This window comes from Streptomyces sp. ACA25, assembly GCF_028200735.1.
In the GTDB taxonomy this organism is placed as follows: domain Bacteria; phylum Actinomycetota; class Actinomycetes; order Streptomycetales; family Streptomycetaceae; genus Streptomyces.
Window position 1 is genome coordinate 137,039 of the sequence record NZ_JAQKPV010000010.1, and the last position, 20,600, is coordinate 157,638.

General features: G+C 72.1%; 20 protein-coding genes. 9 read left to right on the plus strand and 11 right to left on the minus strand.

Annotation, left to right across the window (positions count from 1 at the left end):
- Positions 1 to 72 precede the first annotated feature (72 nt).
- The 6 genes from PJ985_RS16850 to PJ985_RS16875 all read right to left on the minus strand — a co-directional run bounded on the left by PJ985_RS16850 (position 73) and on the right by PJ985_RS16875 (position 7,504).
- On the minus strand, positions 73 to 507 hold the full coding sequence (locus tag PJ985_RS16850; protein WP_271684612.1) for a VOC family protein: 435 nt from the start codon (positions 505 to 507) through the stop codon (positions 73 to 75).
- A 139-nt stretch (positions 508 to 646) separates the two neighbouring features.
- Positions 647 to 1,783, minus strand: a complete 1,137-nt coding sequence (locus PJ985_RS16855) for a glycerate kinase (protein ID WP_271684613.1) — start codon at positions 1,781 to 1,783, stop codon at positions 647 to 649.
- 116 nt (positions 1,784 to 1,899) lie between these two features.
- Positions 1,900 to 3,312 (minus strand): phytoene desaturase family protein, encoded by a 1,413-nt coding sequence (locus tag PJ985_RS16860; protein WP_271684614.1) that lies wholly within the window; start codon positions 3,310 to 3,312, stop codon positions 1,900 to 1,902.
- 27 nt (positions 3,313 to 3,339) lie between these two features.
- A complete protein-coding gene (locus tag PJ985_RS16865; RefSeq protein WP_271684615.1) occupies positions 3,340 to 4,170 on the minus strand; it encodes an inositol monophosphatase family protein in 831 nt (276 codons plus the stop codon).
- A gap of 46 nt (positions 4,171 to 4,216) precedes the next feature.
- Positions 4,217 to 5,542 carry a hypothetical protein gene (locus PJ985_RS16870; protein ID WP_271684616.1) on the minus strand — a complete coding sequence of 442 codons (1,326 nt, stop codon included), beginning with the start codon at positions 5,540 to 5,542 and terminating at the stop codon, positions 4,217 to 4,219.
- Positions 5,543 to 5,668: 126 nt separating this feature from the next.
- The gene (locus PJ985_RS16875) at positions 5,669 to 7,504 is read right to left on the minus strand and encodes a gamma-glutamyltransferase family protein (protein WP_271684617.1); all 1,836 of its coding nucleotides are present in this window, start codon (positions 7,502 to 7,504) and stop codon (positions 5,669 to 5,671) included.
- Between the two features lie 23 nt (positions 7,505 to 7,527).
- On the opposite strand from PJ985_RS16875, the gene PJ985_RS16880 reads away from it, so the two are divergent.
- The 3 genes from PJ985_RS16880 (at position 7,528) to PJ985_RS16890 (ending at position 9,928) form a co-directional block, all read left to right on the plus strand.
- Complete coding sequence (locus tag PJ985_RS16880; RefSeq protein WP_271684618.1) at positions 7,528 to 8,274, plus strand: SIR2 family NAD-dependent protein deacylase; 747 nt, start codon at positions 7,528 to 7,530, stop codon at positions 8,272 to 8,274.
- Between the two features lie 74 nt (positions 8,275 to 8,348).
- Positions 8,349 to 9,092, plus strand: coding sequence for a hypothetical protein (locus tag PJ985_RS16885; protein WP_271684619.1), 744 nt, complete (start codon positions 8,349 to 8,351; stop codon positions 9,090 to 9,092).
- Between the two features lie 62 nt (positions 9,093 to 9,154).
- A complete protein-coding gene (locus tag PJ985_RS16890; protein WP_271684620.1) occupies positions 9,155 to 9,928 on the plus strand; it encodes a GntR family transcriptional regulator in 774 nt (257 codons plus the stop codon).
- Positions 9,929 to 10,003: 75 nt separating this feature from the next.
- Here the strand turns inward: PJ985_RS16890 and PJ985_RS16895 are convergent, their stop codons facing one another.
- From PJ985_RS16895 to PJ985_RS16910, 4 genes are all read right to left on the minus strand, one after another.
- Positions 10,004 to 10,426, minus strand: coding sequence for a DUF6278 family protein (locus PJ985_RS16895; protein WP_271684621.1), 423 nt, complete (start codon positions 10,424 to 10,426; stop codon positions 10,004 to 10,006).
- 47 nt (positions 10,427 to 10,473) lie between these two features.
- Positions 10,474 to 11,253: an exodeoxyribonuclease III gene (locus PJ985_RS16900; protein ID WP_271684622.1), complete on the minus strand. Its 780-nt coding sequence runs from the start codon at positions 11,251 to 11,253 to the stop codon at positions 10,474 to 10,476.
- A 99-nt stretch (positions 11,254 to 11,352) separates the two neighbouring features.
- Positions 11,353 to 11,997 (minus strand): MBL fold metallo-hydrolase, encoded by a 645-nt coding sequence (locus PJ985_RS16905; protein ID WP_271684623.1) that lies wholly within the window; start codon positions 11,995 to 11,997, stop codon positions 11,353 to 11,355.
- A gap of 108 nt (positions 11,998 to 12,105) precedes the next feature.
- On the minus strand, positions 12,106 to 13,305 hold the full coding sequence (locus PJ985_RS16910) for a PucR family transcriptional regulator (RefSeq protein ID WP_271684624.1): 1,200 nt from the start codon (positions 13,303 to 13,305) through the stop codon (positions 12,106 to 12,108).
- A 195-nt stretch (positions 13,306 to 13,500) separates the two neighbouring features.
- Here PJ985_RS16910 and PJ985_RS16915 point away from each other — a divergent pair, with 195 nt between their 5' ends.
- The 5 genes from PJ985_RS16915 to PJ985_RS16935 are packed head-to-tail and all read left to right on the plus strand — an operon-like array spanning position 13,501 to position 18,459.
- Positions 13,501 to 14,310, plus strand: a complete 810-nt coding sequence (locus PJ985_RS16915) for an ABC transporter ATP-binding protein (RefSeq protein ID WP_271684625.1) — start codon at positions 13,501 to 13,503, stop codon at positions 14,308 to 14,310.
- Positions 14,298 to 15,125, plus strand: coding sequence for an ABC transporter ATP-binding protein (locus tag PJ985_RS16920; RefSeq protein WP_443033504.1), 828 nt, complete (start codon positions 14,298 to 14,300; stop codon positions 15,123 to 15,125). Before PJ985_RS16915 ends, PJ985_RS16920 begins: the two co-directional genes overlap by 13 nt.
- Positions 15,122 to 16,012, plus strand: a complete 891-nt coding sequence (locus PJ985_RS16925) for a branched-chain amino acid ABC transporter permease (RefSeq protein WP_271684627.1) — start codon at positions 15,122 to 15,124, stop codon at positions 16,010 to 16,012. The genes PJ985_RS16920 and PJ985_RS16925 overlap by 4 nt, the downstream gene beginning before the upstream one ends.
- Positions 16,005 to 17,162, plus strand: coding sequence for a branched-chain amino acid ABC transporter permease (locus tag PJ985_RS16930; protein ID WP_443033505.1), 1,158 nt, complete (start codon positions 16,005 to 16,007; stop codon positions 17,160 to 17,162). Before PJ985_RS16925 ends, PJ985_RS16930 begins: the two co-directional genes overlap by 8 nt.
- 19 nt (positions 17,163 to 17,181) lie before the next feature.
- Positions 17,182 to 18,459, plus strand: a complete 1,278-nt coding sequence (locus tag PJ985_RS16935) for an ABC transporter substrate-binding protein (RefSeq protein WP_271684628.1) — start codon at positions 17,182 to 17,184, stop codon at positions 18,457 to 18,459.
- 426 nt (positions 18,460 to 18,885) lie between these two features.
- Here the strand turns inward: PJ985_RS16935 and PJ985_RS16940 are convergent, their stop codons facing one another.
- Complete coding sequence (locus PJ985_RS16940) at positions 18,886 to 19,389, minus strand: ArsR/SmtB family transcription factor (protein ID WP_271684629.1); 504 nt, start codon at positions 19,387 to 19,389, stop codon at positions 18,886 to 18,888.
- Between the two features lie 246 nt (positions 19,390 to 19,635).
- Between PJ985_RS16940 and PJ985_RS16945 the strand changes: the two genes are divergently transcribed.
- Positions 19,636 to 20,385, plus strand: a complete 750-nt coding sequence (locus tag PJ985_RS16945) for a class I SAM-dependent methyltransferase (RefSeq protein ID WP_271684668.1) — start codon at positions 19,636 to 19,638, stop codon at positions 20,383 to 20,385.
- Positions 20,386 to 20,600 lie beyond the last annotated feature (215 nt).

Consider the following 20,600-nt stretch of genomic DNA (forward strand, 5'->3'; position numbering starts at 1 on the left):
CGGCGAGGCGCCGGACCGAGGCCGGTGCCTCGCCGGGCGAACGGCACCGGCCGGTGCCGCGTTCGCGGCCGCTCAGTCGAGACAGAACTCGTTGCCCTCGACGTCCTGCATCACAAGACACGACTCGTTGTTCTCATCGGCAAGCAGCAGTTGCACGCGCACCGCGCCGAGCGCCACCAGCCGGGCGCATTCGCTCTCAAGTGCGGCCAGGCGCTCTTCACCCACGAGCCCGGTGCCGACCCGCACGTCAAGATGCAGCCGATTCTTGACGACCTTTCCTTCGGGGACGCGCTGGAAGTACAGCCGAGGGCCCACACCCGACGGATCCATGCAGGCGAATGCGGAACCCTGCTGCTCGGGCGGCAGTTCACGAGCGAAAGCGTCCCAGGTGGCAAACCCCTCCGGTGGCGGAGGTACGACGTACCCCAGCACCTCGCACCAGAAGCGACCGACGCGCTCAGGTTCCGCGCAGTCGAAGGTGACTTGGATCTGCTTGATCGACGCCATCGGCCCACCTTAGAGGGAGTCCTCCGTTCGTCTCCACTGGTTTGGTTCCGGCCCAGGTCGTGGAGCGTGCGGCCGACTCTCGGCGCAGCGCGGGGGAACGTGAGCCGTGGGACAACGCTTCCCGGCGGGCAGTGGTCCCCTACAGGTGTTTCCCGGCCAGCCGCTGAGCCGCCTGCTCCAGCAGCGGGCCGGCCCGGGAGATGCAGGCCTCCGGGTCCGGTTCGATGTCCGTGAGGGCGTACGCGGCAGAGATACCCGCCTGGTGCAGGGCCTTCTTGTCCAGTGACAGCCGGCCGCAGACCGCCACGACCTCCTTGCCCGCCCTGCGCGACGCGGCGGCCACCCCGGCGGGCGCCTTGCCGTGCAGGGTCTGCCGGTCCAGGGACCCCTCACCGGTGATCACCAGATCCGCGCGGTCCAGCGCGGCCGTGAACCCGAGGACGTCGAGCAGTACCTCGATGCCGGGACGGAACACCGCGTCCAGGCCGATCAGTGCGGCGTAACCGATGCCCCCGGCGGCGCCCGCGCCCGGGGCAGCCGCGAACTCCCCGGCGCGTCCGCCGGCTGCCCGGCCCATGATCCCGGCGTAGTGCCGCAGCGAGGCATCCAGCTGCCCGACGGCTTCCTCGTCGGCACCCTTCTGCGGCCCGTAGACAGCCGGGGCACCGGTGGGGCCGGTCAGCGGGTTGTCCACGTCGCCGGCCAGGATGATCCGGGTGTCCTTCAGCCGGGCGTCGAGGCCGGACAGGTCCGCGGTGACGAGCTCGCGCAGCGGGCCGCCGCCGTGCGGCACGGGGTCGTCGTCCTCGTCGAGCAGCCGGGCCCCCAGCGCGGTGAGCATGCCGGCGCCGCCGTCCGTGGTCGCCGATCCGCCCACGCCCAGGATGAGGGTGCGGGCTCCCGCGTCCAGGGCGGCGGTCACCAGCTCCCCGGTGCCGTAGGTGGTGGCGGTGAGCGGAGCGAAGGTGTCCGCGGGAAGCAGCCGGAGACCGGAGGCCTCGGCCATCTCCACGATCGCCGTTCCGTCGCGGAGCGCGAACCGGGCGGTGACCGGGAGACCCAGCGGACCGGTCACCTCGGCCGTCCGTTCCTCGAAGCCTCCCGCGACGGCGGCGGCGACCGTGCCGTCGCCGCCGTCCGCTACCGGCAGTGCCTCCACGATCACCCCGGGGCGGGCCCGGCGCAGGCCGGCCGTGACATGGTCGGCGACCTGCACGGCCGTCAGTGAGCCCTTGAACTTGTCCGCGGCGATCAGTACGCGCTTGGTCTGCGTCATGTGCTGCACCTTGACTATCTCGTTGCGCTCGAACAGGCAGTCGCGCCGTCCGTGACCCTATCCGTCCTCGCGCCGGCCGACCATGGCCGGCCCGTGACGGGCGCCGGGTGCCGTGGTCAGGTGCGCAGCCGTCGCCAGACGGCCCTGGCGGCGTTGTGGCCGCACATGCCGTGCACCCCGGGCCCCGGCCAGGAGGCGGAGGAGCACAGGAACACCGCCGGGTGCGCGGTGGCGTACGGAACGCGGGCGGGCCGGGGCCGGAACAGTGTCTGCAGCCCGGAGTACGCCCCGCAGGAGATGTCACCGCCGACGTAGTTGGCGTTGCGCCGGGCCAGGTCGGCCGGTCCGGCCACGGCGCGGGCCAGTACCCGGTCCCGGAACCCGGGGGCGAACCGTTCCAGCTGCCGCTCGACGGCGTCGGTGAGGTCCCCCTCCCAGCCGTGCGGCACGTGACCGTACGCCCAGAAGACGTGCTTGCCCGCCGGGGCCCGGCCGGGATCGACCAGGGTGGGCTGGGCGGTGATCAGGAACGGGGTGTCCGGCGCCCGGCCGCCGGTGACGGCGCGCAGCGCGGTGTCGATCTCGCCGTGGGTCGGCCCGAGGTGCACCGTGCCGGCACGGCGGGCCTCTTCGGCTGTCCACGGCACCGGGCCGTCCAGCGCGTAGTCGATCTTGAAGGCGGCGGCGCCGTAACGGTACCCGCGGAATGCGCGCCCCAGCCCGGCGATCCGGGCCAGCGCGGTCGGCGACGTGTCGAAGACGTAGGCCCGGGCGGGCGGCAGCTCGTCCAGCCGCTTCACTTCCACCCCGGTGTGCACGACCCCGCCCAGATCGCGCAGATAGCCCGCGAGGGCGTCGGAGACGGACTGGGAGCCGCCGCGTGCCATCGGCCAGCCGCCCGCGTGCGCGGCCAGGGCGAAAACCAGCGCGATCGCGGCCGTCGCGGGGGTGGACACAGGGGAGATGACGTGGCCCGCCAGGCCCGCGACCAGTGCTTTGGCCTTGTCCTCACGGAACCTGCGGATCAGCCAGGAGGCCGGCTGCAGGCCGGTCAGCCCGAAGCGGCCCAGGGTGAGCGGGCCCCGGGGCGGACCGTCCCACGGCACGGTGAGGAAGTCCTCGGCCAGGGTGTCCCACCGGCCGGTGTAGGGGGCGACGAGCCGCCGGTACGTGCCGGCGTCCCGGGGGCCCAGCGACATGGCCGTCTCGCCGACGGAGTGGGCGAGTACGGCCGCTGTTCCATCGGGAAACGGATGTGCCAGCGGCAGGTCGGCGTGCAGCCATTCCAGGCCGTACCGCTCCAGCGGCATGGCCCGGAAGGCGGGGGAGCCCGCGCCCATCGGATGCACGGCAGAGCAGGGGTCGTGCCGGAAGCCGGGCAGGGTCAATTCCTCGGTACGGGCCCCGCCGCCGATCGCGGACTGTGCCTCGAAGACCTCCACGGTCAGGCCGCGCCGGGCCAGCTCGACCGCTGCGGTCAGCCCGTTCGGCCCCGCCCCGACCACGATCACGTCACGCATCGACGGCACTTCGGGCGCTCCCCTCACCGATGAGGTTCAGACGGATTCCGCCTGTCCGGCGGTCAGCAACCCGAGGATACGCTGCGCCGTGCGGCCGTCACGTGCGGCGGTGAAGGGCAGCGCGTTGCCGCCCGCGATGCGGAACGGCACGCCGTCCAGAGTGGCGTGGGTGCCGCCGGCCTCCTCCACCAGCAGCAGCCCCGCGGCGTGGTCCCAGGAGTGTTCCCAGGAGAACGCCGTGGCGTCCAGCCGGCCACGGGCGACGGCCAGGTACTCCAGGCCCGCGGAGCCGCAGGGGCGCGGTGCGATCCCGGGGCTCCACAGCCGGGACAGTGCCTGTTTCTGCTCGGCGGTGGTGAAGTCGGGGTGGGAGCACGCCACCGTCAGGTCGGCTCCCGGCGCGGGTGCCCCTGCGGTCAGCTGCCGGCCGTTGAGCCGGGCCCCGGCTCCGCGCACGGCCACGGCCAGCAGCCCCGAGGCCGGGGCGAACGTCCACGAGGCCAGCACCTCACCCCGGTGGGCCAGGGCGACCAGGGTGCAGAAGCCCGGCTCGCCCCGCACGAACTGACGGGTGCCGTCGATGGGGTCGACGATCCACACCGGCGCGTCGCCGCGCAGGGCGGCGAGCCGGTCCGGGTCCTCGTGCACCCCCTCCTCACCCACCAGCTCCGACCCCGGCAGCAGGGCGGTGAGAGACGCGGACAAATGATGTTCGGCCTGCCGGTCGGCGACCGTCACCAGGTCGTGCGGCCCGGTCTTGCGCGACACCTCGTGCGCGGCGAGCTGCTGCCACCGCGGCATGATTTCCTCTGCTGCCGCCTTGCGCACGGCTTCCTCGACTCCTGCGGACAGCTTTTCCTCGACCATCCGCCCATCGAAGCACGTCCGCGGGAGCGCGGCGTGGCCGGTGCCGTCAGGGCGCCACCCCGGCCCGCCGCAGCTCACTGGCGAGCGCCCGGTGATGCCGTGGCGACACGCTGAGGGCGGCGTCCAGCAGCAGCGGCGCGACGACCGCGGGGGCTTCCAGGGCGGCGTGGACGGCCTCCTCGGCGGACCGGGCCCGCACCATGGCCGCCAGGAGAGTCACCGCCTCGCCGGACCGGCCCACCGAGGTGAGCTCGGCCGCGGCGGCACCCGCCTCCGCGGCCGGCCGGGCGGCTCCCTGCCGGAGCAGCTGGACACACTCCCGTTCCCGGCCGGCGACGGACAGCGCCTCCGCCGCCGCGGCCAGCCGCCCGGGCGGCAGGGACGCCGCCTCCCACAGCAGGGTGGTGACCTCCGAGGTCTGTCCCGTCCGCTCGAGAGCGGTCAGCAGCAGCGGCAGCCGCTGCGCCGGCCCGCTGACCGCTTCGCACATCACCGAGTACACCTGCCCGCTGCCGCCCTCGGCCCGCATCCGGGCCATCCGGCCCGCGGCGGCGTCGGCGGCACGGTGGTCCTCCTCGGTCGGCCGATGGCACAGACTGCGGTGCGCTTCACCGGTGGCTCCGGCGAAGCGCGAGCCGCCGGGGGCCGCCGGGACGGCCGGTGCCGTGGCTGAGGTGTCCGGTCCGGCGACCACCGGAGGAGTGTCCGCCGCGTTCCCGGCGTCCTCACCGGCTGCCGTGTCGATCCCGGCGAAGCGTGCGCCGCGGGGCCGGGTGACCCGGGCGGGCCGCGCCGGACGAGCGGGCCGCGGTACGGGGGGAGTGGCGCGGGGCTGTTCCGGGACGGCGGCCGCCGGCGCGGGGAGGGCAACCAGCCGGGCCTCGGTCTCGGCGCGGCGCGCGCGGGCACGGTCCTCGTCGTCCTGCGCCCAGAGCCGGAGCACCCCGAGGTTGTCCGCCTCCTGCGCCCGGCCGCCGTGCTGCGCGGCGCGGGCCGCGGCGGACAGCTGCTGCCCGTGCAGCCGGGCGTCGTGCTCCGCCTGGGCGAGGACGTCCAGCCGGCGCGCCAGCGCGGACCGGGCTCCGGGCGCGGCGTCCTGGGCCCGGAGAGCGGCCCGGTAGGCGGCCCGGAGCCGCTGCTCGCCCTGTTCCGCGGCCGCCGTCCCGTGCCGGTCGGCCAGGTCCAGCAGCAGGTCGGCGAGGATGTCCCAGGGGGGCAGCCGCCGGCCGTCCAGCCAGGCGGCCAGCTCCGCGGGGCTGCGCCGGGCGAAGGCGGCGAACCAGCCGGTCTCCCGGTCGAGAGCGGAAGTGATCCCCCGCAGCTCAGCTGCGAGGGTCGTGAGCTCCGGATCAGCGGTGGGCACATCTGCCATGCCGTCACATAACACAACTCATGTTTCCCCCTGTGTTACATCCCGGCTACATTCAGTTTTCGCCGTGCCCTTCTGAAGCATTCATCCTGGCGTGCGCCCCAGGGCGCACGCTGGTCGAGGGCGGGCTCAGCGTCCGACGGCGTAGCCCTGCATGCCGCGGGGGTTGGCCGCGGCGGACAGCACCCCGGTCTCCGGGTCCCGGGCGACCGCGCACAGCCGGCCCTCGGTCCAGGGGCCGCCGACGGTCACCTTGTGGCCACGACGGCGGAGTCCGTTGAGGGTGGGCTCCCCGAACCGGGCCTCGGCCGTGACACTGCCCGGCCGCATACCGCGCGGGTAGAAGGAGCTGGGGAAGCTGTCCTGGTGCCAGCCGGGCTCGTCCATGGCGCCCTGCAGGTCGAGGCCGCCGCGTACCGGGGAACGCCCCACGGCAGCCAGGAAGAACTGCAGCTGCCACTGGTCCTGCTGGTCGCCCCCCGGGGTACCGAAGGCCAGCACCGGTTCGCCGTCCCGCAGCGCCAGCGTGGGGCTCAACGTGGTGCGGGGCCGTCGGCCGGGAGTCAGGGAGGACGGCAGACCGGGTTCGAGCCAGGTCATCTGCAGCCGGGTGCCCAGCGGGAAGCCGAGGCCGGGGACGACCGGGCTGGACTGGAGCCAGCCCCCGCTCGGGGTGGCGCTGATCATGTTGCCCCAGCGGTCGACGATGTCCACATGGCAGGTGTCGCCGCGGGTCTCACCGGAGCGGTCCACCGTCGGCTCGCCGACGCCCGCGGCCGCCACGTCGAGCGGCCCGGAACCCCGCTCGCCCCGGGCGACCGCGCAGGCGTGCCTGCTCAGCCGGGGGGTGCGGCCCAGCGGCGACCCGGGCCGCAGCTCGTGCGAGGCAGTACCGCTGATCAGCTGCCGCCGGTCCGCGTTGTACGCGGGCGACAGCAAAGTCTCCAGCGGGACGTCACCGGTGTCGCCGTACCAGGCCTCCCGGTCGGCCATCGCGAGCTTGCCGGCCTCGATCAGCGTGTGCAGGTACTCCGGGGTGCCGGACCCGGCAGCGTCGATGCCGTGGCCGCTGCCGTCCACCACCCCGTCCTCGCCGATCAGCGCGAGCTGCTGCAGCAGCACCGGGCCCTGCGACCACGGGCCGGGCTTGCACACCGTCCAGCCCCTCCAGGTGTGCGAGACCGGCTCCTCGTACCCCGCGGACCAGCCGGCGAGGTCGTCGCCGGTGAGGGTGCTTGCGTGGCGGCGGCCGGAGGAGTCCATGGCGGGCCGGGCGGCGTGGGCGCTGATCGCCTCCCCGATGAACCCCTCGCGCCAAGTGCGCCGTGCCGCCTCGATCTGTGCCTCCCGGCCCGGCCCGGCCGCGGCGGCCTCGGCCAGCAGCCGGCGCCAGGTCGCGGCCAGCGGGGCGTTGGTCAGCAGGGCGCCGCCTGCCGGGGCCCGGCCCCCGGGGAGGTACAGCTCGGCCGAGTCGGTCCACTCCTGCTCGAAGAGCTCCCGCACCCGCTCCACAGCCATCCCGATCCGTTCCACGGCCGGGTGCCCGCGCTCGGCATAGCCGATCGCGAAGCCGAGCACGTCCACCAGATGCTTGGTGCCGTGGTCGCGCAGCAGCACCATCCACGCGTCGAAGGCCCCGGGCACGACAGCGGCCAGTGGTCCGGTGCCGGGCACGAGCTCCAGTCCCAGTGAGGTGTAGTGCTCGATGGTGGCGCCGGCCGGTGCCGGGCCCTGACCGCACAGCACCTGCACCCGGCCACCCGCCGGGGCCAGGATGAGGGGCACGTCCCCGGCCGGACCGTTCAGGTGCGGTTCCACCACCTGCAGGACGAACCCGGCGGCGACCGCGGCGTCGTAGGCGTTTCCACCGTCCTCCAGCACGGCCATGGCGGACTGGGAGGCGAGCCAATGGGTGCTCGAGACCATGCCGAAGGTGCCCTGCAGTGTGGGTCGTGTGGTGAACATGTGCGGGAGCGTACGCTGCGAGGATGAACAGTGGCGAGAGTCCCCCTGCGCCCACCGTGGTGGTCCTCAGCGGGGCCGGCCTCTCCACGGAGTCGGGCATTCCCGACTATCGGGGGCCGAACGGGCTGTGGCGGCGCGATCCGGATGCCGAGAAGCTGGTCACGTACTCCTTCTACATGCACGACCCGGAGATCCGCCGCCGGTCCTGGCGCATGCGCCGCGACAACCCGGCGTTCCGGGCCCGTCCCAACAGCGGCCACGAGGCGCTGGCGCGGCTGGAACGCTCCGGGGCGGCACGGGTCCGGGTCATCACCCAGAACGTCGACGGGCTGCACCAGCTGTCGGGGCTGCCGGACGACGCGGTGCTGGAACTGCACGGCAGCATTCGCTCCGTGGAGTGCACCGGCTGCGGTGCGCGCAGCGCCATGGCCGAGGCGCTGGCCCGGGTCGACGCCGGCGAGGACGACCCGGACTGCCGTGGCTGCGGGAGCATCCTCAAGTCCGCCACCGTGATGTTCGGCCAGTCCCTCGACCCGGACGTGCTCGGCGAGGCGGTGCGCCTCACCCAGGAGTGCGAGGTGTTCCTCGCCGTGGGCACCAGCCTGCAGGTGCAGCCCGCCGCGTCCCTGGCCGGTCTCGCGGCCCGGCACGGGGCCCGCCTGATCGTCGTCAACGCCGAACCGACCCCGTACGACGGGCTGGCCGACCAGGTCGTCCGCGGTTCGATCGGGCAGGTCCTTCCTCCGTTGCTGGACGCCCTGCGGCGATAGGCGGCCGCTGCCCGGAAGCCGGGATTCCGGCGCGGGGGTCGTACCCGGTGCGGGGCGCCGGTAGGGTCCCGCCCATGAATGAGGACGTCACCACTCTTGTGATCGCCGCAGGCGCGGCAGCGGTCGCCGCGGCCGTGCTCGGCTGGTTCCTGCGCACCTATCTGTACGAGCGGGCCCTGCGCCGCAAACAGGAGTTCTTCGGGCTGCCCGACAACTCCGAGTGCCTGCTGGTGGTGAGCCGGGACACCGGCGGGGACGGGGCGGTGGCGCGCAACGATGTGTTCGCCCTGCTCGAACTGGCCGCGGTGATCAAGAACTGCCGTGCCAAGGCCCAGGTGATATCCGGGGAGACAGCCCAGCAGGGGTTCGGGGAGCGCACCGAGCTGTGCATCGGAGGGCCCATGGCCAACCGCCGGATGGCGGCCCATCTGCACAGTCTGCTGCCCGGGGTCTCGGTCAACACCGACAGCGAACCCGGCCCGGACCGGGGAGCGTTCGTCATCGGCAGCGAGCGGTACCGGCTGGAGAACGGCTCGGTCGAGCACGTCCTGCTGGCGCGGCTCACCGCCGGCGAGGAGGGCCGGCCGGTGTTCCTCGCCTGCGGCCAGCGGTCGATCACCAACCAGGCCGCCGCCCGCTACCTGGCCAAGCATCACGTGAAGCTGTCCCGCAGACATGGCGCCGGCGGCAACTTCGTGCTCCTGCTGAAGGTCGTGAACTCGCAGGCCTACGGACCGGATGTGGTGGAGCTCGTGCAGGACGTCACCAAGGCCGCCACCACTCCTCAGCCCAAGCTCACCACGAGTAAGGACACCTGACGGCCTGTGACGTAGCCTGGTCGCGACGAGGCGCCGAGCTCTTCGCGGGAGAGGGGACCAGGATGGGCGACACCCGGCCGGTGTACCAGCGGATCGCCGATGATCTGCGGGAGCAGATCGATGAGGGGACCTATGCCGTCGGGGCACGCATCCCCTCGCGCGCGGAGCTGAAGCGCACGTACACGGCGAGCGATCAGACGGTGGACCGGGCGGTGCGGGTCCTCAAGGCGGCCGGTTACGCGACCGGCCGGTTCGGCCGCGGGGTGTTCGTGAGCGACCGGGTGCCGCTCGGCGTGCTGGTGCGGTCCACGGACTCCGTCGACAGCCCGCTGGCCGCCCGGATCAGCGTCGATGGCGCCAACGTGCCCGAGGAGGGCCGGGAGCCGCATCTGGTGTGGGAGGCCACCTCGACCACGACAGTGGCGCCGCCCGGTATCGCCGACCGGCTGCGGATCCGCCCGGGCGACCCGGTGATGTGCACCCAGTACGAGTACCTCGCCGACCGCCAGCCGTTGCAGCTGGCCACCAGCTGGGAGCCGCTGGCCCTCACCGAGGGCACCGATGTCGTCCATCCCGAACGAGGTCCGTACGGCCGTCGGGGGGTGCGAGGCCGGTTCGCGGCCATCGGGATCCGGGTGGTGGTGGCCAAGGAAGTGGTGGCCTCCCGGCCTGCCACCAGCCCGGAGGCGGAGGCGCTCGGCTGCTGCCCGGGGCAGTGCGTCACCTCGGTGGAGCGCACGCACTACGACGAGCGCGACCGGCCGGTGGAGACCTCCGACACCGTCATCCGCGGGGACCGCTGGCGCCTGGAGTACGCGATCAGTTTCGGCTGCTGAGACCGGCCGGGCACCCGTCGGCCGGCCCGTCGACCCCTGCCGGCAGGCCGCTCCCGTCCGGCCGGCCGCCGCGGTTCAGGTCTCGGCCACCTCGGCGTAGATCCGGGACAGCTCCGGGTTGCCCTGGTCGGCCCACTCGTGTCCGGCCGTCACGACGTCGATCTGCCGGCCGGACCCCAGCACGATCACCGGGCCGCCGTCGGGCCCGGGGCTCCAGTGCGCCCCCTTCAGGTTCCGCACGATGACGGTGCCGAGGTAGAGGCCGGCGTCGTTGCCGAGCCAGTCCAGCTCCTCCGGGTCGTCCCGCCGGCCCGGCAGCAGCTGGTCCAGCGCCTCCAGCGACCCCGGGGTGTCGTCGAGCGCGAACCCGGCCGACGTGGCGCGGACCCGGAGCAGTTCGCACTCGGACAGCAGCTGCGCCACCCCCTCGGGATCACTCCAGCCCGTAGCAGCCCCGGCCGGCCGTTTACGCCAGTTGTCCAGGAAAGGGAGGTTCATGCCTCCAGGGTCCCACCCCAGGGCCCCGCAGCACCACAGGCACGCGGTCACAGATCAAGGTCGACCACCACCGGAGCGTGATCGGAGGCGCCCTTCCCCTTCCGTTCCTCCCGGTCCACGTAGGCGTCCTGCACCGCCTTGCCGAAGGAGGAGTTGCCGTACACCAGGTCGATCCGCATGCCTCGGTTCTTCGGGAACCCGAGCTGCCGGTAATCCCAGTAGGTGAACGGCCGGTCGTACTTCAGCGGGCGCGGCACGATGTCGGACAGCCCTGTCCCGCGCAGCTCCGCCAGCTCCGCGCGCTCCTCATCGGTGACGTGCGTGGCGCCGTCGAAGAGGCTGATGTCCCACACGTCGCTGTCCTCCGGTGCCACGTTGAAGTCACCGAGCACCGCGAACGGACGGGTGCCCGCCGCGTCCCCGGCCACCGCCTCGCGGAGCGCCCGCAGCCACTGCAGCTTGTAGGTGAAGTGCGGGTGGCCCACCTCCCGCCCGTTCGGCACGTACACCGAGCAGACCCGCACCCCGCCGCAGGTGGCGGTGACCGCACGCGGCTCCTGGCTGCCCTCGAAATCCGGACCGCCGGGCAGCCCGGTCACCACCTCCTCCAGACCCACCCGGGACAGCACCGCCACCCCGTTCCACCGGCCGGTGCCGTACACCGCCGCCTCGTAGCCACTCTCCCGGAGCGCCGCCGCCGGGAATGCCTCGGCGCCGCACTTCAGCTCCTGCAGGCACAGCACGTCGGTGCCGCTGCTCCCCAGCCATGCCAACAGGCGCGGCAGCCGGACGCTGATCGAGTTGATGTTCCAGGTCGCGATGCGCATGACAGCTCTCTCGAGGACGGGGACGGGGACGGCGGTGGGGCGGGGGGTTGCTGGTGAGGAGGTGGTCCCGTGGTGCGGTGAGGGGCAAGGGACGGAGGGTCACACGGTGGTGGTCTCGCCCGGCACCAGCCGTGCGTAGCCGGCACCTCCGAGCCCGGGGCCCTGCGGACCGAGGTTCCGGCCGTACACCACGTGCCCGAATTCCCCCAGCAGGCCGTCGTGCACGGCCAGCGCCCGCTCCGGCCGTACCTCGCGGACGTAGTCGACCACCTCGGAGAACTTGCTCCACGGCGCGTGCACGGGCAGCAGGAGGGTGGACACCGCCCGGCCGGGCACGGTCAGCGCGTCCCCCGGGTGGAACACCGCGCCGTCCACGACGAAGCCGATGTTGGTGACGCGCGGCAGGTCGGCATGGATCACGGCGTGCAGCTCGCCGTGCACCTCCAGGTCGAACCCCGCGGCACGGAACGTGTCCCCGTGCCCGACCGTGTGCACCCGGCCGGGGAAGGCGGCGGTCAGCTGCTCCGCCACGCTGCGCAGGGTCCAGACCTCCAGGGCCGGGTCCGCGTCCAGCGCCACCCGCAGCCGGCCCTCGTCGAAGTGGTCCGGATGCTCGTGCGTGATCAGTACCGCGTCGGCACCGAGCGCCGCGTCCTCCTCGCTGAAGGCACCGGGATCGATGACCAGGGTGCGCCCGTCCTTGGCGATCCGGACACAGGCGTGACCCTTCTTCGTGAGCTCCATGGGGCCATTGTGCTATGCGGCGACGACAAGCCGGGGCGTCCCCGCTCCGGCCCGGCCTCCCGGTCTCCCGTCGGGCCGTGCCCCGCTCCGCCCGGCCAGCGGGAAGGTTCACTGCTCGGATGACAGCCGGTACGCGTCCAGCGCCAGCGTGACCTCCGTCAGATCCCGGGGCCTGGACAGCGAGCGGCAGGTCAGCTGTTCGATCCGGCGCAGCCGGTTGAAGACGGTGTTGCGGTGGCAGTAGAGCCGGCTCGCGGCCTGCCCCGCCGAGCCCCCGCACTCCAGCCACACCTCCAGCGTGTCCAGCAGCACGGCCCGGTCCGGTGCGTCCTGCTCCAGCAGCGGCCCCAGCACGTCGGCCACGAGCCGGCCCGCCAGCTCCGGCTGGCTGACCACCAGGGCGCTGGGCAGCCGCTCGTCCAGCCGCACGACCCGGTCGTCGTCCGGCCCGCAGGTGCGCAGCGCGATCTCGGCCAGCTGCCGTGCCCGGGCGAGCTCCGTCAGTGTGCCGACCACCGGGGACAGTCCGCCCGGGGACAGCCCTCGGGCCTCCAGCTCGGCGGCCAGCGCCCGCGGCTCCTCACCGGCCAGCCAGATCACCCCGATCTCGCAGTCGGCCCGCATCCGCCACACCAGACGCATGCCACCGGCCTCCGGAACCCGGTGCAGGCGCGGCTTCCTGCCACGCGGCTCCGCCCGCAGGACGACCACCGCGTAGCGGCCCTGCAGCGGCAGATCCAGCGCGGCCGCCGCCCGCTGTGCGAGCCCGGGCGTCTCGTTGCCCTCCAGCAGAGCGTCGAGGAGCGCCTGCACCCGCTCGTCGGTGCGCCGCAGCAGATCCTGCGCGGTGGCGCGGTAGGCGTCCGCCGCCGCCGCGGCCTGCCGGTCGACGGCGGCCCACATCTCGGTGGCGGAGTGCATGACCACATGCAGGGTTTCCGGCCCCTCCTGGGCCGCGATCTCCAGCAGCGCTTCCCAGGTGAGATATCCGGCCTGCCGGTAGGCGTGCAGCAGGTCGTCGAGCGGCAGGCCCTGCTCGGCCCGCAGCCGGCCGGTGGACTCCGCGTGCTCGAGGTCCCGCCGCCGGCCGCTCTGCGGGTCCGCCATGACCTCGATGCCCAACCGCAGCGCGCTGCTCACGGACTCCCAGAACTCGTTGGGCGGGAGCACCTCGCGGTAGGGGCCGGAGGCCGTCTCGATCTCCGCGAGGACCTCATCGGTCAGCTGCGGAATGCGCTGCAGCAGAAGACGTGCGGCATGTTCCAGAAGATCGCGTTCAGCAGGCGTACGCGTGCGGCGGACGGGCATGAGTACCTTCCCGGGCCGCCGTGGTGGTCAAGCCGGAATACCGGTGGATCCGCGCCGGTCAAGCGGCCTGTGCAGCGGCACAACCCCAAAGGCTACTCGTTGGTCACCAGCAGCGATTCCGCCGGTCCCCATGGACGCATGAGCAGGCATGATGTTGGGCTGTGCGGCACACACGCTGGTGAAGGGGGGTGGCCGATGGAGGCCACCGTTTTGCGGGTGCGCGACCTCAGCGCCGGTTATGGACCGGTGCGCGCGCTGTCCCGAGTGTCCGTTGAGGTACCCGAGGGTGCCGTCACCGCCGTCCTGGGCGGCAATGGCGCCGGTAAGTCGTCGCTGCTGCGCGCCATCTCCGGCACCCTGCGGTTCCACGGCGGGGCGATCACCGAGGGCAGTGTGACCTTCGGCGGGACGGCGCTGCACGACTGCAGCCCGGCGCAGATCGTCGCTTCCGGCGTGGTGCAGGTGCCGGAGGGACGGCAGGTGTTCGCCCGGATGACGGTCGCGGACAACCTGCGGGCCGGGGCACTCGGTGGCCGCGGCAAGGACGACAAGGCGTCGCGCGACCGGGTGAACGAACTGTTCCCGGTGCTGGCCGACCGGGCCCATCAGCGGGCGGGTCTGCTTTCCGGAGGTGAGCAGCAGATGCTCGCCATGGGCCGGGCACTGATGGCCCGCCCGAAGCTACTCCTGCTGGACGAGCCGTCGCTCGGCCTCGCACCCATGATGGCCGCGCGGATCGCCGAGACCGTGCGGGAGATCAACGCCCAGGGCACGTCCGTGCTTCTGGTGGAACAGAACGCGGCGCTCGCCCTGAGCCTGGCCTCCGACGCCTTCGTGCTGGAGACCGGGGAGGTCGCGGTCTCCGGTACCGCGGCGGAGCTGTCCGCCAGCGATGAGGTCCGCCGCCGCTATCTGGGTGTCGGGGACGCGACGGCGGCCGACGACGCCAAGGCGGGCATCGCCGAGGAAGGGAAGCGACCATTGCTGCGCAGGTGGTCCGCGTGACCGAAGCACCCTCCACGGAATCGCTCGCGGTTCCGCCGCCGCTGGAGGTCCGTGACCTCACCGTGCGGTTCGCCGGGCTGACCGCGCTGGACGCCGTGTCGTTCACCGTGCAGCCGGGGAGCATCCACGCCGTCATCGGACCCAACGGTGCGGGGAAGTCCACCTGTTTCAATGTGCTGTCCGGAGTCTACAAGGCGACCGAGGGCAGCGTCCGCTTCGGCGAGCACCTCATCACGGGCAGCACGCCCGAGCAGATCGCCGAGCTCGGGGTGGCCCGCACCTTCCAGAACCTGGCTCTTTCGGAGCACGCGAGCGTGGCCGACACACTGCTGCTCGGCCGGCACCGGCTCACCAAGGCCGGCTTCCTCGCCACCGGACTGCGGCTGCCGTCGGCCGTCAGGGAGGAGACCAAGCACCGGGAGCGGATGCAGGAGATCGCCGCGTTCCTCGGCCTGGAGCCCTACCTGAAGCATCCCGCGGGGGTGCTGCCGTACGGCCTGCAGAAGATGGTCGAACTCGGCCGGGCCCTGTGCATGGAGCCGGACATCCTGCTTCTCGACGAACCCATCGCCGGCATGACACCGACCGAGCGCCAGCATGCCGCCGGCATCATCTCCTCGGTCCGGGAGAGCCTGGGCGTCTCCGTGCTGCTGGTGGAGCACGACATGGGGGTGGTCATGAAGCTGGCCGACAGCGTGACCGTCCTGGACTTCGGGCGCAAGATCGCCGAGGGCAGCCCCGCGGAGGTGCAGAACGACCCTGAGGTCCTGCGCGCCTACCTCGGTACGAACGGAGAGGCGGGGGAGACCGCATGACGACCTTCACCGAACTGATGATCATCGGCATTTCCCTGGGGTCGGTCTACTCGCTGATCGCCCTGGGATTCGTGATCATCTTCAAGTCCACCGAGGTGGTGAACTTCGCTCACGCCTCGCTGCTGCTGGCCGGCGGCTACTTCGCGGTGATCAGCCAGGACTACGTGGGCTTCTGGCCCTCGCTGCTCGTCGGGATCGTGGGCGCGGCGCTGCTGGGCATGCTCCTGGAGTTCCTGGTCATCCGGCGCTACCGGGGCCGGGACCACAGCGTGCTCGCCATCGTGACCATCGGCATCGACATCGTCCTGATCACCGAGCTGGCGCGCCGGATCGGCCCGCGCATCTACAGCTACGGCGACCCCTGGGGCAACGCCATGGTGAACCTGGGCGGGATCAATGTGCCGCAGACCCGGGTGGCGGCGTTCCTCACCGCCGCCGCGCTCATCGCGGTGTTCCTGCTGGCCTTCCGCTTCACCTCCTGGGGCGTTGCGATGCGGGCCGCCGCGGAGAACCGGGAGACGGCCGCCCTGATGGGCGTGCGGCTGGGCTGGGTCTCGGCCTCCGCATGGGCGATGGCGGGCGCACTGGCCGCGGTCGCCGCGCTGTTCCTGTCCATCTTTCCCACCACGGGTCTGGACCGGGACACCGGACTGGTGGCCCTCAAGGCCTTCCCGGCCGCCATAATCGGCGGCCTCGACTCCACCACCGGCGCCCTCGCGGGCGGACTGATCGTCGGCGTCACCCAGGCGCTGGCCACCGGGTACCAGAGCGAACTGTCCTTCCTGGGGAACGGTATCGGCGAGCTGGCCCCGTACGTGGTGATGATCCTGGTGCTGCTGGTCCGTCCGTCGGGCCTGTTCGGAACGAGGGAGCTGTCCCGTGTCTGATCTTCTGACGAGACCGCTCCAGAGAGCCGGTGACGGCCCCGGGGGAGCGGTGAAAGCCCTCCTGCGGCCGGGACCGCTGGCGTGGCTCATCGGCGGCGTGGTTCTGCTGGCGCTGCCGTTCTACCTGGAGTCCTTCTGGCTGCGGGCCGGTCTGTTCGCGATGGCCGCCGCGATCGGCGCGATCGGGCTCAACCTGCTCACCGGCTCGACCGGCCAGCTCTCCCTCGGTCACGCCTTCTTCCTGGCGGTCGGCGCCTACGGGTACTGCATCTTCGCCGGCGACCCGGACCATCAGCTGGTGGGCTTCGGTATGCCACCGTTCCTGGCGATGGTGCTGGCCGTGGTGCTCACCGGTGTCGCGGGCGGGCTCTTCAGCCCGATCGCGGGCAGGTTGCGCGGTGCATATCTCGGTATCGCAACACTGGCGTTGATTTTCATCGGTCAGCATGTAATGTCCAACGCACATGGACTTACCGGTGGGTACAACGGTCGGGCGGTGCCGGAACTGAGCATTTTCGGCTTCGCGTTCGACAACCAGCGAGTGCTTGTCGGCGGCGTTCCCTTCCAGGCCGTCGAGAAGCTCTGGTACGTCGGTCTGGTCCTGCTCGTGCTCAGTGCGCTCTTCGCGCACGGGGTGCTCAAGGGCAGGCCCGGACGGGCGATGAACGCCATCCGCGATCACCGCATCGCGGCCGGTGTGATGGGAGTTCCGGTGGCCCGGTACCGGGGAGCGGTGTTCGTCCTCTCCTCGATGTACGCGGGGCTGGCCGGAGTGCTGCTCGCCCTGGTGTTCCGGCAGACCGTTCCGGAGCACTTCGGCATCATTCTCGCGCTGGAGTACCTGGCCATCATCGTCATCGGTGGCCTCGGCTCGGTGGGCGGGGCGGTGCTCGGCGCGGTCTTCGTGACGATGATCCCGCAGATCCTCACCCGCTACAGCGAGGCACTGCCGCTGGTCTCCGCACCGGGGACCGGCGGGATCGCTCCCGGGGAGATCTCCCGGTACCTCTACGGTGCTGCCGTGGTGGTGGCGGTGCTCTTCTTCCCGGGTGGCCTGGCGCGTTTGCCGGCCATGTTCCGAGCACGACAACAGATCCGGAGACGACGCCGGAACGAAGCCCGGAGCAAAGGCCAGAACGTAAGTGAATAAGGAACATGGAGGTTCCGACGTGAGCAGAAGACGAAGCGTTCCGGCGGCGGCGGTGGCCACGGCCACCGTTCTGGCCCTGGCACTGACAGCGTGCAGCAGCAAGGCCGAGGAGGAGTCGGGCAACGGCGGGGGCGGTGGCGGTGACGAAGGCGGCATCGCGACCGGCCAGGGTGTCACCGACGACACCATCGCGCTGGGCTCCCTCACCGACATGACCGGCCCCTACGCGACGCTGGGCACCAGCGTCACGCAGGGCCAGCAGCTGTACGTCAAGGAGGTCAACGAAGCCGGCGGCGTGTGTGAGCGCGACCTTGAGCTGGTCATCCGCGACCACGGCTATGACGCGCAGCAGGCGATCTCCGCTTACAACGAACTGGAGCCCGATGTCCTGGGCTTCAGCCAGTTCATCGGCTCGCCCTTCGTCGCCGCGGTCAAGGACCAGGTCGACTCCAACGACCACGCGGTGATCCTGCCGCAGGCATGGTCGGCGTCCCTGCTGGGCAGCGACTACATCCACATGATCGGTACCACCTACGACATCGAGACGATCAACGCGATCGACTACCTGATGGACGAGCAGGGCCTGTCCGAGGGTGACTCGATCGGTCACATCTTCTTCGAGGGCGACTACGGCGAGAACGCCGTGGAGGGCTCGCGGTACATTGCCGAGGAGCGTGGCCTCACCGTCGTCGAGCAGCAGATCAAGCCGACTGACGAGGACATGACCGCCCAGGTCAGCGCCCTCGGCCGGGAAGGCGTCTCCGCCATCATGATCAGCGCGGGTCCGCGTCAGGCCGCCTCGGCGGCCGGAGTCGCCGCGGCTGGTGGTCTGAACGTGCCGATCATCGGCAACAACTCCACCTATGCCCCGCAGCTGCTCGCGACCGACGCGGCCCCCGCCCTGCTGGCCAACTTCTACTACGCTTCCCCGGCCTGGCCGATCGGCGCGGAGGAGGAGGCCCCGCAGTCCCTCGTGGAGGCGTACTCGGCCGAGTACCCGGACGCCCTGCTCGACAGCGGCGTGACCGCCGGCTACAACGCGGCGCAGGTGTTCGTCGAGGCGCTGAACGGTGCCTGCGAGGCGGAGGACCTCACCCGTGAGGGGATCGCCGCCGCCATGGCGGAGCTGAACGCCTACGACAACGGCTTCGGCATCGAGCACGACTTCTCGGACCCGTCGCAGCCCTCCTCGCTGGAGAGCGTCATCCTGAAGCCGGACGCGGACGCGGTCGGTGGCTCCGTCGTCGAGCGTGAGCCGGCGGCCTCCGAGCTGGCCGAGGGCTTCCCCCGCGGCTGACGCACCACCGGCACCGCCCCCGGCGGTACCGTGAACGGACCGAGGGGCCCGGGCAACTGTGCACAGTTGCCCGGGCCCCTTCGGCGTGCGCTGCCACTGCCGGGATGGGCATGGCGGCACAGGATTCCGCGCAGGCGGCGAACGGGGTCCCGCGGCACCTCGCCCGGCCTCGGGGAACAACGGAACAGCCGTTGGCGCCAAGCGGTGAACTGTTTCCCGATCTGGGTAGGTCTGGGCTGTGCATGAGGATCAGGAGATCCGTGCCCGAGCCGTGGACCTGGCCGCCCGCACGCTGGCGGCGCTGTATCCGAACGACGACTTGGCCAACCATCCGGCTGCCATCACGGACGACGTACTGTCGCTGGCCCCGTACGTGGCCGGCTACATGCGCTGGGCCTGGGTGGGGGGATCTGCCGGACGGCGTCGTCAGGGCCGGTTCGGGTCGGGGTGCACCACCAGGAAGAGCGACCAGGCGGGCGCGGCGGGGTCGTCCGGGCGGGCGGCGAACTCGTCCAGCAGATCCTTGAGCCGGGTGCGGAACTCCTCCATCTGCGGCGGTGGCAGGCGCAGCGCCATCCTGATGCCCTCGGCCTCGGCCTCGACCGCGGGGACGAGGGCGAGTTCCTCCAGGAACGCGTCGAGCATCGACCGGTCCAGCGCGGGCGCTTCGATGTGCCAGCTCTTGCGCGTCGCCAGATACGGGATCTCTCGTGCGCCGCGCGCGCCGCGCCGTTCTTCCTGCGCCTCCAGGAACCCGGTGCGGACCAGCGTTCTGGTGTGGTGCAGCACGCTGGCCGGGTCTCGGCCGAGGATCGCCGCGATCTCCTTGTTCGTGCGCGGCTCCCCCACGCAGATGCGCAGGATGCGCAGGCGGAGGGCGGAGGCGAGTGCCTTCGCCTCGGCGTCGGTCGCCAGCCGGCGTTCGGTCATGACCGGCAGCCTACCGAAGAGCGGACAGCCTGTTGAAGGGCCGGAGCATGAGTGATTGACAAAACACAATCACTCGACCAGAGTGCCGCTGTGCCCTTCACCGCCCGGGGACCCGCAGATCTCCCGCCACGCCCACCGTGGCCCGAACAAACGAGGTCAACCATGCCGAACCGTCCCGGAACGACCGGCGGGACCGCCGCTCCCGAGAGCCCCGCCGAACAGGCGGACGCACCGGCGAACAGGCGGATGGTGTCCTGGGTCAGTCCCGTCGAGGCCCCCCCGGGGCCCGGGGAGAGGGCGAACGACTACGACAGCTTCGCCGAGGCGTACACGGCCGAGAACGAGACCAGCCTCCTCAACGCCTACTATGCGTGCCCCGCGATCGTGGACCTGGCCGGTGACGTGGCGGGCCGCCGGATCCTCGACGCCGGCTGCGGCGCCGGCCCCGTGGCCGAGGCCCTGCGCGAGCGGGGCGCCGTCGTCGCCGGCTTCGACTCCAGCGCCGGGATGCTGGCGCTGGCCCGGCGGCGGCTCGGCGACGGTGTGGTGCTGGAACACGCCGAACTGGGCGGCCCGCTGCCCTTCGCCGACGCGGGGTTCGACGACGTCGTCGCCTCCCTGGTCCTGCACTACCTGGAGGACTGGACGACTGCCCTGGCCGAACTGCGGCGCGTGCTGAAGCCCGGCGGTCGCCTCATCGGGTCCGTCCACCACCCCTTCGTCAGCCATATGGCGGCACCGCCCGGAACCGACTACTTCGCGACCCGCTCCACCTCCCAGTGGTGGGAACTCGGCGGCACCAGGAACCTGATGACCTTCTGGGACCGGCCGCTGCACGCGATCATCGATGCGTTCACCGCGGCCGGCTTCCGGATCGACGTCATCAGCGAACCGGCCCCGGGACCCGGCGCCCGCGAACGGTTCCCCGAGATCTTCGCGCAGAACGAGTCGGGCAGGTTCCTGTGCTTCCTGTTCTTCGTCCTCACGAAGGCATGACCTCCGCCCGTAGGTGCGGGCCGTCGGCTCAGGAGCCGGCCACACGCACGCCTCGTACGGCGTCGCAGATGTCGAGGACCATGACGCCGTCGATCTTCTCGATGCTGCCCTTTCCGAAGCGGACCCACAGCGGGTAGGCCCCGGCGTCGCGGGCAAAGGTGAGCTTCTGCGCGGAGGCCGGGTTCGGGGGGAGTCGATCTCCACCACGATGCGGA